At 71.3% G+C, this 15,088-nt stretch carries 15 protein-coding genes and 1 tRNA gene; 3 read left to right on the top strand and 13 right to left on the bottom strand.

Annotated features, from left to right (window positions below; genetic code table 11):
- Positions 1-21 precede the first annotated feature (21 nt).
- Positions 22-396: a MarR family transcriptional regulator gene (locus AB0H37_RS31650; protein ID WP_179837871.1), complete on the top strand. Its 375-nt coding sequence runs from the start codon at positions 22-24 to the stop codon at positions 394-396.
- A 159-nt stretch (positions 397-555) separates the two neighbouring features.
- Here the strand turns inward: AB0H37_RS31650 and AB0H37_RS31645 are convergent, their stop codons facing one another.
- The 6 genes from AB0H37_RS31645 to AB0H37_RS31620 all read right to left on the bottom strand — a co-directional run bounded on the left by AB0H37_RS31645 (position 556) and on the right by AB0H37_RS31620 (position 3,302).
- Positions 556-1,089, bottom strand: coding sequence for a DinB family protein (locus AB0H37_RS31645; RefSeq protein WP_360616637.1), 534 nt, complete (start codon positions 1,087-1,089; stop codon positions 556-558).
- A gap of 84 nt (positions 1,090-1,173) precedes the next feature.
- Positions 1,174-1,578: a VOC family protein gene (locus AB0H37_RS31640; protein WP_360616636.1), complete on the bottom strand. Its 405-nt coding sequence runs from the start codon at positions 1,576-1,578 to the stop codon at positions 1,174-1,176.
- Between the two features lie 33 nt (positions 1,579-1,611).
- Entirely contained in the window at positions 1,612-1,791 is a 180-nt protein-coding gene (locus tag AB0H37_RS31635) for a hypothetical protein (protein ID WP_360616635.1), read from the bottom strand.
- Positions 1,788-2,225 (bottom strand): VOC family protein, encoded by a 438-nt coding sequence (locus tag AB0H37_RS31630; RefSeq protein WP_360616634.1) that lies wholly within the window; start codon positions 2,223-2,225, stop codon positions 1,788-1,790. The genes AB0H37_RS31635 and AB0H37_RS31630 overlap by 4 nt, the downstream gene beginning before the upstream one ends.
- Positions 2,226-2,236: 11 nt before the next feature.
- On the bottom strand, positions 2,237-2,746 hold the full coding sequence (locus AB0H37_RS31625; protein WP_329098258.1) for a pyridoxamine 5'-phosphate oxidase family protein: 510 nt from the start codon (positions 2,744-2,746) through the stop codon (positions 2,237-2,239).
- Positions 2,747-2,759: 13 nt separating this feature from the next.
- Positions 2,760-3,302 carry a cysteine dioxygenase family protein gene (locus AB0H37_RS31620; protein ID WP_360616633.1) on the bottom strand — a complete coding sequence of 181 codons (543 nt, stop codon included), beginning with the start codon at positions 3,300-3,302 and terminating at the stop codon, positions 2,760-2,762.
- 106 nt (positions 3,303-3,408) lie between these two features.
- Here AB0H37_RS31620 and AB0H37_RS31615 point away from each other — a divergent pair, with 106 nt between their 5' ends.
- Positions 3,409-6,066 carry a LuxR C-terminal-related transcriptional regulator gene (locus tag AB0H37_RS31615; protein ID WP_360616632.1) on the top strand — a complete coding sequence of 886 codons (2,658 nt, stop codon included), beginning with the start codon at positions 3,409-3,411 and terminating at the stop codon, positions 6,064-6,066.
- A 55-nt stretch (positions 6,067-6,121) separates the two neighbouring features.
- Here the strand turns inward: AB0H37_RS31615 and AB0H37_RS31610 are convergent.
- From AB0H37_RS31610 to AB0H37_RS31600, 3 genes are all read right to left on the bottom strand, one after another.
- A tRNA-Thr gene (locus AB0H37_RS31610) sits at positions 6,122-6,197 on the bottom strand.
- A gap of 64 nt (positions 6,198-6,261) precedes the next feature.
- A complete protein-coding gene (locus tag AB0H37_RS31605) occupies positions 6,262-7,743 on the bottom strand; it encodes an alpha/beta hydrolase (RefSeq protein WP_360616631.1) in 1,482 nt (493 codons plus the stop codon).
- A gap of 92 nt (positions 7,744-7,835) precedes the next feature.
- On the bottom strand, positions 7,836-8,501 hold the full coding sequence (locus tag AB0H37_RS31600; protein WP_329098229.1) for a TetR/AcrR family transcriptional regulator: 666 nt from the start codon (positions 8,499-8,501) through the stop codon (positions 7,836-7,838).
- 130 nt (positions 8,502-8,631) lie between these two features.
- On the opposite strand from AB0H37_RS31600, the gene AB0H37_RS31595 reads away from it, so the two are divergent.
- The gene (locus AB0H37_RS31595) at positions 8,632-10,119 is read left to right on the top strand and encodes an MDR family MFS transporter (protein ID WP_360616630.1); all 1,488 of its coding nucleotides are present in this window, start codon (positions 8,632-8,634) and stop codon (positions 10,117-10,119) included.
- A gap of 566 nt (positions 10,120-10,685) precedes the next feature.
- Here the strand turns inward: AB0H37_RS31595 and AB0H37_RS31590 are convergent.
- The 4 genes from AB0H37_RS31590 to AB0H37_RS31575 form a co-directional block, all read right to left on the bottom strand.
- Complete coding sequence (locus AB0H37_RS31590) at positions 10,686-11,348, bottom strand: hypothetical protein (protein ID WP_360616629.1); 663 nt, start codon at positions 11,346-11,348, stop codon at positions 10,686-10,688.
- 464 nt (positions 11,349-11,812) lie between these two features.
- Positions 11,813-13,066 (bottom strand): ABC transporter permease, encoded by a 1,254-nt coding sequence (locus AB0H37_RS31585; RefSeq protein WP_329098223.1) that lies wholly within the window; start codon positions 13,064-13,066, stop codon positions 11,813-11,815.
- An 88-nt stretch (positions 13,067-13,154) separates the two neighbouring features.
- Positions 13,155-13,874, bottom strand: a complete 720-nt coding sequence (locus AB0H37_RS31580; RefSeq protein WP_329098221.1) for an ABC transporter ATP-binding protein — start codon at positions 13,872-13,874, stop codon at positions 13,155-13,157.
- A complete protein-coding gene (locus AB0H37_RS31575; RefSeq protein ID WP_360616628.1) occupies positions 13,871-15,043 on the bottom strand; it encodes an efflux RND transporter periplasmic adaptor subunit in 1,173 nt (390 codons plus the stop codon). Before AB0H37_RS31575 ends, AB0H37_RS31580 begins: the two co-directional genes overlap by 4 nt.
- Positions 15,044-15,088 lie beyond the last annotated feature (45 nt).

Below are 15,088 nucleotides of genomic sequence, written 5' to 3'. Positions count from 1 at the left end.
ACGCATGGTACGATGCGCGGCATGGAGGCGGAGTCTGCTCTGGTCGACCGCTGGCGCAAGCTGGCGACCTGCTACAACACGGTCGCGTGCGCGCTGGACCGCGCTCTGCAGGACGCCCACGGCCTGAGCATGAGCGAGTACGAGACGCTCGACCGTCTCGTCGATCAAGCCTGTGAGAAGCGTCGCATGCAGGACATCGCCGCGGCCATGTACCTCAGCCAGAGCGCCCTGTCCCGGACGGTCGCCCGCCTGGAGAAGCACGGCTACGTCGTGCGCGGGCTCTGCGAGGCCGACCGCCGCGGCGTCTTCGTGGAGATCACCGACGACGGCCGCCGCTGCCACGCCGAGGCCCGCGACACCCATCTGAAGATCCTCGCCGAGCACCTGACCGACTGACCAAAGTGCGTCAGGCGCACGCGATGCGAGTGGAGAACCACTCGCCGGCCTTCGGATGCCCGAACGGTCAGGTCGGCTCGTCTTGGAGGCGCCGTGGTCGTGGTGGGGTCGAAGACCTCAGTTGACTGGTTCCGATCGAGCAATGCCGCGCCGACGGCGCTACTCGCCGGTCGTCCCGTCCAGCAGCTCGCGGGCGACGTCGAGGTGACCGACGTGGCGCGCGTACTCCTGGAGCAGGTGGAAGAGGATCCTGCCGAGGGACGGAGCTTGATCGGACGTACGGAAGCGACCGCCCAGGCGGGCCTTGTCGTCTAGCGAGGCACCCTCCACCAGCGTGCGTGTCCGGGCGACCTTCAGACGGTAAGCGTCCATGACCTGTGCGGTGGACCGGTCAAGAGGAATCGTCCATTCGGCCGCATCGCCCCCGGGCGGGTAGGCGAGAACGTCTTCGGCGGCGAAGCCCCAGCGCATCCACCGGCGTTCGACCCAGCCGAGATGCTGCACCAACCCGAGCGGCGACCACCCCAACGGCTCGACCGGCGCGCGGAGCTCGTCGTCCGGCACCCCGGAGAGTTTGCGCATCAATGCCTCGCGATACCACTCCAGGTATCCGAGGAGGAGTTCACGAGCATCCGTCACCTCGACGCCTGGGCCATCGAGGAGCGCGGGGACCTGGTCTGGACGGTTCTGCATCCGCCGAAGGTTAATGCGGTCCCAGCCCCTGGAGCAGGCACGAGACGAGGCACTGGTCAGAACCTCGACACCCGTTGTGCCGTCTCAGACGAAGTCGGCTTTCGTCATGCCTGGCGGATGGCCGGGCGGCCACTGCACGAGCTCGATCCGGTAGCCGTCGGGGTCGGTCAGCCATGATGTCCGGACCCCCGGCCCCGGTTCGGCCGGCGGCTCGGCCGTGACGCCGTTGGCCGCCAGATCGGCGATCGCGGCCTTGAGATCGTCCACCTGGACGACCAGGTGGTTGACGGCGCTGGTGTCCTCGACCGGTCTCGCGGGATCGTGCACGAGCTCAAGGCTGACGAACGGATCGTCAGGCAGTTGGAGCATGGTGAGACTGCCGAAGCCGGTTTCGGGGACGCTGCCGACCTTGGCGTACCCGAGCGCGGCGTAGAAGGCGAGCGAGCGTTCCAGGTCGGTGACCCGCAGCCCGAGGTGCAGCATGCGCATGCCCGGCAGACTAATGCGACCTGGGCAAACGCACTACGCCCACGGGGGACGCGTAGCGGCGTCCTTGAAGACGTGTTGAAAGTCCTCATCCGGCAGGGTGTGGGGGTGCGCGGAAGGCTCGGCGGGCCGCATCTCGTCCGTGTCGGCTGCGGCGTGGAGGTGGCCGTCCAGCAGTCCGGGTGCTGGACGGCCGCCGCAGGTCACGCTGCTCACCGAAGTTTCTCGGCGAGCGCGACGATGATGCCCTGGGGGCCGCGGACGTAGCAGAGCAGGTAGGCGTCCTCGTACCGAGCGATCTCGCCGACGAGTTCGGCGCCGTGGGGGCGCAGGCGGGCGACGGCGTCCTCGACGTCGTCCACTTCGAACATGATGCTGCGGATGCCCAGCGTGTTCGACGGTGCGGGGTCGGGATCGGCGCTGATCGCCGCCGGCGCGTGGAACTTCGTCAGTTCGAGCTTGCCGTGGCCGTCCACGGTCCGCATCATCGCGATTTCGGCGCGGAGGTCGTCGAATCCGTTGACCCGCTCCGCCGAGCGGCCCTCGATCGGGGCCCTGCCCTCCAGTTCCATGCCGAGTTCGGCGAAGAAGGCGACGGCGGCTTCGAGGTCGGCGACGACGATGCTGACGTGGTCCATGCGAAGTGTCATGTCGCCTGCCCTCAGGAGTCGGACGCCTGGCGTTCGGCCTGCTGCTGGATCAGTTCCTCGACGGCGCTCGGAAGGGTCGTCTCGAAGTCGATCAGTTTCGCCCAGGTCGGTGTGACGACGATGCGGACCATGCCCTCGTGGTACAGCGAACGCACTCCTGCCTCCCACTCGACCCGCTGCTCCGGCGTCATCTGGTAGGTGCTGTTCATTTCGAGGTACTCGTCCGGGATGCCGTCGGTGACGTCGAGCTCGGCCTGGCCGCGGATGAGCAGGATCTTGGGCGGGTGCACTTCGGTGTCGATCGTCAGGGCGACCGCCGGGTTCTGGCGGAGGTGGGCGAGCTTCGGGGCGTTCAACGCGGTGCACATGACGATCTCGGTGCCGTTCCAGCTGAACCCGACGGGAACGTTCCGCGGCGTGCCGTCCTTGGCGACGTAGGCCAGGCGGGTGATGTCGCGGGCCAGCATCTCCCGGCTCAGCGGACGGTTCAGGATCTCGGTGGTCTCGTTCGGCGTGGTCATGTCGTGTCTCCTGTCAGCTCTGGATCGGGAGGTCGTAGAAGCGTCGGGCGCTGGAGCCGATGCGGTTCAGGTCGGTGCCGTAGATGTGCAGGGAGACGGCGGTCTCGTCGCCGACGTTACGGACACGGTGGATGTCGCCGGGCGGGGCGAAGGCGCTGACCTCACCGGTCGTGTTCGGGTTGTGGCCGGCCTCGATCAGGGTCGTGCCGTCTTCGGAGAGGGTGTACAGGTCCTCGTGCTCCACGCCGGCCAGGACGCCGAACACGCACCAGGTCACGTGGTCGTGGACGCGGGTCAGCGCGCCGGGCTGCCAGACGATCGCCACCATCGAGAACGAGCCGTCCGGCTCCACATGCAGGCGCCGGCTGCGGTACGTGCCGCGTTCGCCGCCGAACAGATCCGCGGGAAGCAAGCCGGGCGAGGGCAGGTGCTCGCGCAGTGCCTCGCCCACGTACGACGCGGTCTCACGCCAGTCGGCGTCGCGGGCGACCGCGCCGCGTACGGCGGTGAGGAGTTCGTCCAGCTCTGTGGCGGGGCGCACGGTTAGGGTGTTCATGGTGTCCTCCCCTGTCAGGTGATTCCAGCGTCGCCCCGACGGGGTCGTGCGGTCATCCGTGCTGACCGCAGAACACCACGGACGCTGCCACGGAAAGGGGCCCAGGGTGGCGGAGCGGATCTCTGAGCGGGAGGCCGAGGTGCTGGCCGCGCTGGGTGCGCGGCTGTCCAACGCGCAGATCGCGAATCGGCTGCACATCTCCGTGCGCACGGTGGAGAGTCACGTGTCGTCGCTGCTCCGCAAGTACGGCATGGCCGACCGGTGGGCGCTGGCCGAGCTGGCCCGGTCCGGGGAGCGGGAGCCGGGCCGGATGGCCGGGTTGCCGGTGTCCGGGACGACGTTCGTGGGCCGTGCGGCCGAGCGCGCCGCCGTCCTGGCCGCGATCGAGCAGGCCCGGCTGGTGACGCTGCTGGGCCCGGGCGGGGTGGGCAAGACCCGGCTGGCCGCGGTGGCTGCCGAGGAGGCCGTGGCGCTGTTCCCGTCCGGTGGGGCGTTCGTGGACCTGGTGCCGGTACGCGACGGGTTCGTGGCCCGCGCGGTCGCGACCGCGCTCGGGGTGACCGAGGGCTCGCACCAGCCACTGGAGGAGGCGGTCGCGGCGCGGCTGGGCACCGGGCGGTCGCTGCTCGTCCTGGACAACTGCGAGCACGTGATCGACGAGGCCGCCGAGTTCGCCGAGCGGATCCTGGCCGCCTGCCCCGGCACCCGCGTCCTGGTGACCAGCCGGGAACGCCTCGGCGTACCGAGCGAGCGCAGCGTGCCGATCGCCCCGCTGCCGCTGGGCTCGGACGCCGAGCGGCTGTTCCACGACCGGGCGCTGGCCGCGGACCCCCAGTTCGTGGCCGATCCCGCGGTGGTCGCGGAACTGTGCGCGCGGCTGGACGGCATGCCGCTGGCGATCGAGCTGGCCGCGGCCCGGGGCGCGTCGCTGGGCCCCACGGGACTGCTCACGGCGCTCGACGACGCGCTGCGGCTGCTGTCCGGCGTACGCGGCGGCGACGAGCGGCACCGTTCGCTGCGCGCGGTCCTGTCGTGGAGCTACGACCTGCTCGATGAGGAGGAGCAGACGCTGTTCCGGCGGCTCGGGGTGTTCGTCGGGGCCTTCGACATGGACGCCGCGGCCGCCGTCGGCGGGGATCGCGCGGGCGTCGCGGACCTGCTCGGCCGGCTGGTCGACAAGAGCCTCGTGGTGCACGTGCGCGGGCGGGTCAGCCGCTGGCGCCTGCTGGAGACCGTACGCGCGTTCGCGCTGGCGCAGATGACGGCCGCGGGCGAGGAGGACAAGACCCGGGCGCGGCACCTCTGCTGGGCCGCCGACGCGGCGTCCGCCACGGAGGTCAGGATCGGCGATCCCACCTGGCGCGAGGACTTCGACGCCATGGCCGCGGACCTGCGCGTCGCGCTGGCCGCGGCCGGCGGCCCGGGCGAGGTGACGCACCGGCTGGCGAGCGCGCTGGCGCACCTGACCTTCGCCCGCCGCCACCTGCTGGAGTCCTTCGCCCACCACCGGACCGCCGCCGCGCTCGCGACGAGCGCCGCGTCGGCGGCACGCGACCTGCGCGCGGGGGCCGGGTGCGCGCACGTCAGCACCACCTCCGACCAGCACGTGTTCGAGCTGCTCCTGGAGGCCGCCGAACAGGCGGCACGGGCCGGCGACGACCGCGGCCGGGCGATCGACCTGGCCCGCGCGGTCGAGACGGCCTGCCGGTTCCCCGAGGCGTTCGAGCCCGGCGTCCCGTACGAGCGCCTGCGCGGCCTCCTCGACGAGGCGGTCGCGGCCGGGCCCGGCGACGACCCGGCGGTCACGGCGCGCCTGGCCCTGGCCCGCGCGTGGCTCGCCGGCCCGGACCGGGGCGCGCCGGACCCCGAACTGGCGTCGACCGCCCTCGCCGCCACCCGGGCGACCGCGGATCCCGTCCTGATCAGCTCCGGCCTGTGTGCGGCCGGGACCGCGGCACTGCACGCCGGACGACTGCGCGAGGCCGACCGCATCACCCGCGAACGCCTCGCGCTGCTGCCGTCCATGGACCGCGACGACCCGTACTGCGCATCGGAGATCTGCAACACCTACGGCCGCGCCTGCGCCTACGCGATCATGACCGGCGACCTGCCCGGCGCGCTGGCCGCCGCCCGCGCGGGCATCGGCGACGACCTGCTGCGCGACACCCACCTCACGGCCAGCCGCCTCGTCCAGCCGCTCGTGCTGACCGGCCGCTTCCACGACGCGATCGGCCACGCCGAACGAATGCTGGACCAATGGGAACGCGCCGGACGCCCCGCCCCGCTCTGGATGCTGCCGGCCGTGAGCATGACGGTGCTGGCCAGCGCGATGATCGAGGAGGCGGGGGCGGTGGCGCTGTGGCGGGCGCGTGCCGCGGAGGTGGCCGGCGGCATGCTCGGCACGGCACCGGTCGCGGCGTTCGTCGACGCCCGCCTCGCCCTCCACGACGAGCGGTACGACACCGCCGAACCCCTCGTACGCAGGGCGTTCGCGGTCGACGCCTCACTGGACAAATACCTCGTGTACGCGCGGGCGGCGGGCGCGGAACTGGCCGCGGCGGCACGCCTCCCCGACGCGCCGGACCTGCTGGCGGCGGCCACCCCGCTCGCCGAAGAGAACACCTGGGCCGCAGCCTGCCTCGCCCGCGCCCGCGGGCGCCTCCACAACGATCGCACCGAACTCGCCCGCGCCCTCACGGCGTTCGAAAACCTGGACGCACAGGCCGAACGCGACCACACCCAAGCCCTGCTGGCGCGCCTCTAACTGGACACCGCAGTCAGCAAAAGGCCCCTTCCGGGATCGGAAGGGGCCTCTGACGTGGAGCCGCCTATCGGAATCGAACCGATGACCTATTCATTACGAGTGAATCGCTCTGCCGACTGAGCTAAGGCGGCGTGCCGTGCGGGCACGGCGGGAAGCAGTCTACCGGGTGTTGGGGGGTGGGCGTGCACTGGTTATTCAGCGGCAGGTGGTCCCGTTCTTGGGCGGGTCGGTGCTGATCAGGTAGTCGTCGGTGGCCTTGGTGATGCAGGAGTTGCCTTGGAGGTAGGCAGTGTGGCCGTCGCCGTCGAAGGTGAGGAGGACGCCGCTGGAGAGCTGGCCGGCCAGGCTCTGGGCCCACTTGTAGGGGGTTGCGGGGTCGCGGATGGTTCCGATGACGACGATGGGAGTGGCGCCCTTGGCGGTGATGGGCTTGGGGGCCTGTTCGGTCTGGGAGGGCCAGTAGACGCACGGGAGGCCGCCCCAGACGACGAACGGTCCGAAGCGGGGCGCGACCTTCTTCGCTTGCTCTGCGGCCTTGCCGTAGGCGGCGAGGTTCGACGGGTTGGGCTTGTCGACGCAGTTGACGGCCATGTTGGCGTCGGTCTGGTTGCTGTAGGTGCCGTTCGCCTTGCGTTCGACCATCTCGTCCGCGAGCGCCAGGAGAAGGGTGCCGTCGCCCTTCTGCGTCGCCTGGGTGAGCGCCTGGCGCAGGACGGGCCAGTACTCCTTGACGTAAAGGGCCCGGGCGATGCCCATCACGGCCAGGGACTCGGTGACCTTGCGGGAGTCGCGCGTGTTGCTCAGAGGCTTCTTGTCCGTGGACGTGAGGAAGGAGGAGACCTGGCCGATGACCGCGTCCGGGGTGTTGCCGAAGGGGCAGCTACCCGTCTTCACGCAGTCGTCGGCGAAGGCTCGGAGGGCGGTTTCGAAGCCCTTGGCCTGCTCGATCAGGAGGTCGGTGGACGACAGCTTCGGGTCGACGGCGCCGTCCAGAACGAGGGCTCGGACGTTCTTGGGGAACTGCTCGGCGTAGAAGGCGCCCAGGTACGTGCCGTAGGAGGCGCCGTAGTAGGTGAGCTTCTGGTCGCCCAAGGCGGCGCGTAGGACGTCCATGTCGCGGGCGGCGTTGACCGTGCCGACGTGGGGAAGCTCCGAGTCGGCCTTGGCCTTGCAGCGCTGTGCGAAGGCGCTGCTTTCGCTGCCCAGCTTGTTGGTCTCGTTCGGGTCGTCCGGGGATGCGTCGGTGGCGAAGAACTCGTCCAACTGGGGTCCGGTGTTGCAGCGGACGGGGTCGCTGGACGCCACCCCACGCGGGTCGAAGCCGACGATGTCGAAACGGCGGCGCAGGTCACTCCCGAAGGTGCGGGCAGCCTGGCGAACGAAGTCGACCCCGGAACCGCCCGGCCCCCCGGGATTGGTGAGAAGCGAACCGATCCGTTCGGACTTGTCTTCGGCAGGGAGCCTGATGAGCGAGATGCCGACCTTCCCGCCGGACGGCTTGGTGTAGTCCAAGGGGACCTGTACGGTCGCGCACTCGAAGCCGTTGCCACAGCCCTTCCAGGACAGCTTCTGACCGTAGAACTGACCGAGGCCCGTGGGGACGCTCGCGGCCTGGCTCGTGTTCTTGTCGCCGCCGTCGCAGCCGGTGGCCGTCGCCAGGACCAGCACAGTAGCCACGCTGATGAGTCTCGCTGCCCGCACCCGGTCCCCGTCTCGTCGTAGCGGCACGTACGCCGCCGCCTACGCTACGTCGGCATGGTGGTCGAGGGCTACTTCCCTCGGTATTCGTGTTCGATGCCGTCCAGCAGCCACTTGAGACCCAGCTCGAAGCTGTCGCCGCGGTAGAAGCTCGTCTCCAAGAAGGGTTTGAGGTGAGGGAGCTCGCCCCGTTCCACCAGCAGCTGTACGTACGACTGCTCCAAGGGGGTCGTCTGGACGCGTTGCGGGGCGGCCTCGGCGACCTGCCGCTCCATCGTGATGAAGCCCAGCATGTAGTGGTCGATCGTCTTGACGATGGCCAGCATGCCGTCCGGATCGTCGGTGAGCCGGGCGGCGGCGGCCATGGACTGCTCGATGTGGCGCAGGCCGTTGGGTCCGATACGCGGGGAACGTCCCGCGAGTTGCAGCATCCAGGGGTGCCGCAGCCCTGCCTCGCGCTCCTTCCGGGCGATCTCCATCATCGCCTCGCGCCAGCCGCCCGGCAGCTCGCCCTGGACCAGGACCTCTTCGGCGACCTCGTCGTACATCAGGTCGAGCAGGTCTTCCTTCGCATCGATGTGCGTGTAGAGGCTCATCGCCCGGACGCCCAGCTCGCTCGCGATGCGGCGGATCGACACCGCGTCCAGGCCCTCCGCGTCCGCCAGCCTGATCGCCGCTTCGACGATCGCCTCGCGTGTCAGCTTCGGCCGGCGTCCGCCGCGCTGACGCGTCCACACATCGCCTGACCTCGGTGTTGCCGCCACACCAGAGATCGTACGCGATACGGCGTATCGATACGGTGTACGGAACGGGCGAGACGCTGTATGGTGTTGCCGATACGGTGTACGGAAACCGGAGGGGAACGGGATGACCACGGCAGACACCGCACCGCCCGTCCAGAAGGCGCCCATCGATCCGCACCTGCGCAATCTCGCGGTCGTCGTGGTGCTCGGCGCGATCATGACGGTCCTGGACAGCACGATCGTCAACGTCGCGATCACCGCGCTGGGCCGTGACTTCGGCACCTCGCTCTCGACCATCCAGTGGGTCGTGACCGGCTACACCCTCGCCCTCTCGATGGCGATCCCGCTGACCGCGTGGTCGGTGCGGCGGTTCGGGGCCCGGACGATGTGGCTCGTCTCGCTCGGCCTGTTCATCGGCGGGTCGCTGCTGTGCGGGCTCGCCTGGTCGGTGCCCTCACTGATCGCGTTCCGCGTCCTGCAGGGATTCGGCGGCGGCATGCTGATGCCCGTCGGGCAGACGATGCTCGTCCGGGAGGCCGGGCCCGACCGGATGGGCCGCGTGATGAGCATCGTCTCGGTGCCCGCGATGCTGGCCCCGGCCCTGGGCCCGCTGCTCGGCGGCGTGATCGTCGACAACCTGAGCTGGCGGTGGATGTTCTTCGTGAACGTCCCGTTCTGCGCGCTGGCGCTGCTCGCCGCCCTGCGAATGCTGCCCCGCGACGGTGAGCGCAGCAAGGACGCCCGGCTGGACGTCATCGGCATGCTGCTCCTGTCCCCCGGCCTGGCGGCCCTGGTGTACGCGCTGTCGGAGGCCGGCAACGGGACCCACCTGACCAGTGGACGCTTCCTCGTCACCGCGATCGCCGGCGGTGTCCTCGTTGCGGCGTTCGCGGCGCACGCGTTCCGCAGGGGCGACGGCGCCCTCATCGACCTGCGCCGCCTGAGCACCCGGGCCTTCACCGCCGCGACCGGCGGGTTCTTCCTCTACAGCGCCGCGATGTTCGGCCTGATGATCCTCGTTCCGTTGTTCGCGGGGATCGTCCGCGGGGAGTCGGCCCTGGACGCGGGCTGGCTGCTGGCACCGATGGGGCTCGGCGCGATGGCCACCATGTCGGTGTCGGGGCGGCTCGGCGACCGCTTCGGCGGACGGTGGCTCGTGGTCGGCGGCATCCTCTGCGTGCTCGCCGGAACCGTGGCCCTCACCACCCTCTCCCCCGGCACCGGACGAACCACGATCATGGGCGCGATGCTGGTCGTCGGTCTCGGCCACGGCATGATCGCGCCGCCCCTGATGGCGATGGCCTACCAGGGCCTCCCCCGCGAAGCGGTGCCGGCCGCGACCACGGGCGCGAACATCCTGGTCCGCGTCGGCAGTTCGTTCGGCACGGCGGTGACGGCGGTCGTCCTCCAGATCGGGATCCGCCACGAGATCCCGGGCGCATCCGGCAGTCTGGACGAGGCCGCCGCACACCACACGGCAGATTCACCGTCCCTCCTGGCGAACGCCTTCACCGACACCTTCTGGTGGATGGCCGTGTTCCTGGTGGCGGCCCTGGTCCCCGTGCTCGCCGTCCCCCGCAAACCAAAACAAACCCCACCCATCCCGGCCTGACCCGCCTCGGCTGGGTCAGTTTCTGCTGGTCTGTTGCGGGGGCGCGGGCGGGGCGTCCTGCCCTCTGCCGTTGCCGCGCCGTGGGGCCAGGGAGGCGCACGCCTGCATGGCTTTCTGCTCTGCCGCGGACCTCGTCGGGCGGTCGGTCGGAACGCCGGAGGGGCGGCCACCGGTCGGGAGTCCGTCTGGTCGGCCTGTCGGGGCGCCGGAGGGGCGTCCACTTCGTGGCCCCCCTGGGGCGCCGCTTGGACGAGTTGTCGGGGCGCCGCGCGGACGATCCGACGCGCGGGCTGATGGTGGTGCTCCACCTGGGGCTCTGCCGCCGCCTGGGAGATCGACGCCCTGCTTCTCAAGGCAGGCGCGGAACGAGGCCATGGGGTCGGCTCCGGCCGTCTTGCCCGAGCCCGCGGCGGTGTCGCCGCTTCCGCAGGCCGTGCTCAGCAGGATCGCCCCACCGACGGCCAGGGTGCCGAGCATCCGGATTGCGCGCGTGGTGCCCATCGAGATCTTCCTCCTTCTTCGCTCCGCCGATCCCCACGTCAGGAACCTGGCGCGGGTCGGGGCGGTCAACGGCCGGAGCCTTCGTTCACGGTGGTCGCGGTAAGGGAGCCGTCCTGGCCCGTGGAACCCTGGACGACGACGGTCGTGCCCGCGCCGAGGTCGCGCAGCCCGCCGTCCTCGACAATGCGGATCTTGGTCGTGCCGGTGGTCCTGACCTTCACGGTCTCGCCGGAGGCGGTGCGCAGGTACAGGGTGCTGCCGACGACCTTGGTCACCGTCCCTGCGGTTCCCGAACCGCCGCCCGGGCGGGACCCCGTCCCGTTGGCCGCGCCCCCCGGTGCGCCGCCCGGTGCGCCGCCCGGTGCGCCGCCCGGTGCGCCGCCCGGCCCGTTGCCCGGTCCGCTGTTCGCGCCGTTGCCCGGGGCGCCATAGCCGCCCTGTGGCGCCGAGGCGCCGGGCGGGCCGCCGTAGCCGTTGGTCCTGGCGCGTCCTCTCTCCTGCCCTCCGGCATCGCCGCCGGCGGACGCACCGGAGGACCCGTCCGAAGACCATTTGTGCGTCTGGACCCCGCCGAGGAAGCCGGCAACGAGGAGGACCCCGGCCGCGAGGTAGAGCGTCGGCCCTGGCAGAGACCTTGGCGATGGCCGCGCCGCCAGCTCGGTGTCGAGATCGTCGTCGAACGGCGAGCTCGCCAGCAGCTCCGCGTCCCCCATCGGGTTCTCAGGCATGTCCCGCCTCTCACTCACAGCGCCCCGTCACCACACGAACGGCGCCCCAATTTGTCCCTCTCGCCCCAACTGTCGGCAGCCCCGCCCACCCCGGCCCGCCCACCCGTGAACGCATGCTGCGCCCGCCAGGCGAACGGCGATGCACCCCCGGCGACCTGTCGGCGGCGATCCTCCGGAGGTTCTCCGGCTCCTTCGCGGCGGCGATGTCCGTGCACGCCCGCCAGGGCAAAAGGGCAGGTCGCCCACGTGCGGTCGCCTTGAAGGAGTGGAAGGTGCTGGTGGCTTTCGCCGGCCTGGGCGGCTGCGGCGGAGTGGAGTGCCTGTCGGAAGGGGGAAGGGCGGGAGGCGTGGCTGGGTGCGCATCGTCAGGGTGGGTGACGGGTGCGGATGGCGAGGTGCGTTCGTCGGCCGCATTCGGGCGCGTGGGCGGTAGCGGCGCGGGTTGGGGGCGCATGGGTCCTTGGTCAGTCGTGGCGTAGGGCGTCGATGGGGCGGAGCTTGGCGGCGCGGTTGGCCGGGTAGCTGCCGAAGAACAGGCCGATCGCCAGGGAGACGGCCAGGGCCAGGACGATCGACGAGGGCACCAGGACGGGCTTGACGCCGGCGATGGTGAAGAGGCTGCCGATGACGCCGGCGAGGACGCCGAGCAGGCCGCCGGTGAGGCTGAGGACGGTGGCCTCCGCGATGAACTGGCCGAGGATCGCGCCGCGCGGGGCGCCGATGGCCTTGCGGATGCCGATCTCGCGGGTCCGTTCGGTGACGGTGACCAGCATGATGTTGGTGATGCCGATGCCGCCGACCAGGAGGCTGATCGCCGCGACGGCGCCGAGGAGGACGGTGAAGGTCCGGCTCGACTCGCTGACCGCCGACTGGACGCTCGCCTGGCTGGAGACCGTGAAGTCGGCGGCGCCCGAGGAGGCCACGTCGTGCCGCTGGCCGATGATCTGGGTGACCTCGGCCTCGGCGGCGCCGACCGCGTCGCTGCCGGTGGCCTGGACGATGATCTGGTCGAGCGCGCCGTAACCGGTGAGGGTCTCCTGGACGGCCGGGAGCGGCGCGACGGCGATGCTGTCCGGGTCGGAGAAGGTGGACGAGGAGGAGCCCGTCGCCTTGAGGACGCCGGCGACGGTGAAGCGGATCCCGCCCACGTCGATCTTCTTGCCGATCGGGTTCACCCGTCCGAACAGGTCGGACGCCACCGTGCTGCCGAGCACGACCGTCTTGCGCGCGGCGGCGACGTCCTCGGCGGTGAACGCGGCGCCGGACGCGAGGGTCTTGTTCGCCGCCGCGAAGTAGGACGGGGTCGTCCCGACGAACTGGCCGATGGTCGCACTCGTGCCGGCGTACCCCGCCGTGACGGACTGGCTGGTCACGACGGGTGAAGCGGTCCTGACCGACGGGGCCTGGCCGGCGGCGGTGAGGGCTTCGGCGTCCGCCGCGGTGAGGTCGCGGGCCTGGGTGCGCGGGCCCGAGGCCTGGTCGGTCGCCCCGAAGCCGCCCGGGCCGCCGCGGCCCGTGGTGGACGGCGTGACGGTGAGGGAGTCGGCGCCGAGACGCTGGATGCTCTTCTTGATCTGCTCCGACGAGCCGTTGCCGACCGCGACGAGCAGGATGACGGCGCCGACGCCGATCAGGATGCCCAGCGTGGTGAGGGAGCTGCGCAGCTTGTTGGCCGACAGCCCGCGGACCGCGAAGCGCAGGATCTCCAGGGCGCTCACGCAGCCTCCTTCGGTGCCGGGGACGCGGCGTGCGGCCGGGTGCTGAGATCGCGCGGCCGGAACCGCGCGACGCGAAGGTCGGTGGGGCTCACCTTGCGGCCTCCCGGCGGACGTCCTCGACGATGCGGCCGTCCACGAGGCGGACGATCCGCTTGGCGTGCGCGGCGACGTCGTCCTCGTGGGTGATCACGACGATGGTGCGGCCGGTGCGGCTGAGCCGGTCGAAGACGCCGAGGATGTCGGCGGTGGAGGCGCTGTCGAGCGCGCCGGTCGGCTCGTCCGCGAGGAGCAGCGTCGGCGCGGTGACCAGGGCGCGGGCGACGGCGACGCGCTGCTGCTGGCCGCCCGACAGCTCGTTCGGCTCGTGCCGGGTGCGGTCGGCGAGCCCCACCTCGCGCAGGGCGGCGAGGGCGCGGCGCCGCCGGTCGGCGCCCTTGAGGCCGCCGTAGGCGAGGGGCAGTTCGACGTTGGCCTGCGCGGTCATCCGCGGGATCAGGTTGAACGACTGGAAGACGAACCCGATGCGGCGGTTGCGCAGGATCGCGAGGTCGCGCTCGCCGAGGCCGACGACGTCGATGCCGTCGAGGAGGCAGCGGCCGGCGCTCGGCACGTCCAGGCAGCCGATGATGTTCATCAGCGTCGACTTGCCCGAGCCCGACGCGCCCATGATCGCCACATGGTCACCGCGTTCCACGGTCAGCGAGACGCCCCGCAGGGCGTGGACGGCCGTGTCGCCCGTCCCGTACACCTTGGTCACGCCGCGCAGGTCGAGTACGGGCGGGATGCGGGAGGACTCCGGCGCGGTCATCGACGGCCTCCGCCGCCCGGCGCTCCGCCGCCCGGAGCGCCGCCGCCCGAGCCGCCGAGGCCCGGTCCGCCGCCGCCCGGGAAGCCGCGCTGGCTGGTGTTGCCGCTGCCGGACGTCGAGGTCACGGCGACCTGGTCGCCCTCGTTCAGGCCCGAGCTGATCTCGGTGCCCTGGTCTCCCTTCACGCCGGTCCCGACCGTGGTGGGGACCTGTCTGCCGTTGCGCACGACGGTGACCGTGCTCTGCCCGCCGGCCGTCCGGACCGCCGCGCTCGGTACGTAGAGGACGTTCTCCGCCCGCGCGACGGTGATCTCCACCGTGGCGGTCTGGCCGAGCCGGACCCCGGACGGGACGTCTCCCAGCGCGATCGTGGCCGGGAACTTCACGACGTTGTCGGTGGTCGTCGGCGCCGCTCCGATCGCTGTGATCTTGCCGGTGGCGGTCTTGCCGGTGAGCGCGTCGAACGTGACCGCGGCGGCCTGGCCCGTCTTCAGTTTGGTGGTGTCGGCCTCGGTGAACTCGCCCTCGATCTGGAGGTGCGCGGTGTCGGCGAGCTCGACGAAGCCCGAGCCCGACGACGCCGACGAGGTGGAGGACGAGGTCGGCGACGAGGACCCGGAGCCCGACCCGGAGCCCGAACCCGACCCCGAGCCCGAGGAGGACGAGGAGGAACCACTCGAACCGCCGCCCACCGTCCCGTTGACGGCGGTCACCGTCCCGGCGAACGGGGCCTTCAGGACGGTCCCCTGGTACGCGCGCAGAGCGGAGTTGTAGGAGTTCTTCGCCTGGACGTAACTGGCGTACCCCTTCTCGGACGCGGTGTCCCCGTCGGCGGCGACGGCCAGGTTCGCCTTGGCGGCGTCGACGTTCTCGATCGCCTCGGTCTGGTCGAGGCGGGCCAGGACGTCACCCGACCTCACCTTCTGCCCCGCCTTGACGTAGATCTTCGCGACCGTCCCCGAGGCGCCGAAGGACAGCGAACGGCTCCGGGCGCTCTCCACCGAGCCGGACGCCGACACCGACGAGACCACCGTTCCGCGCGTGACACGGGAGAGGCGGGTGGACGCGGCGGCGCCGTCGCCTCCGTCGCCGAGGGCGAGGTACGCGGTTCCGGCCCCGGCGACGAGCAGCACGCCCAGCGCGCCGTTGACCAGGAGTGTCCGATTCATGCAGATGAGGCTCGTGAGCACTCATGTGGCGTTCGTGAGTCAAGG

This window comes from Actinomadura sp. NPDC023710, assembly GCF_040639875.1.
Taxonomy (GTDB): domain Bacteria; phylum Actinomycetota; class Actinomycetes; order Streptosporangiales; family Streptosporangiaceae; genus Spirillospora; species Spirillospora citrea.
Note: the sequence above shows the minus strand (reverse complement) of the source record. Positions and strands in the feature narration are given on the sequence as shown.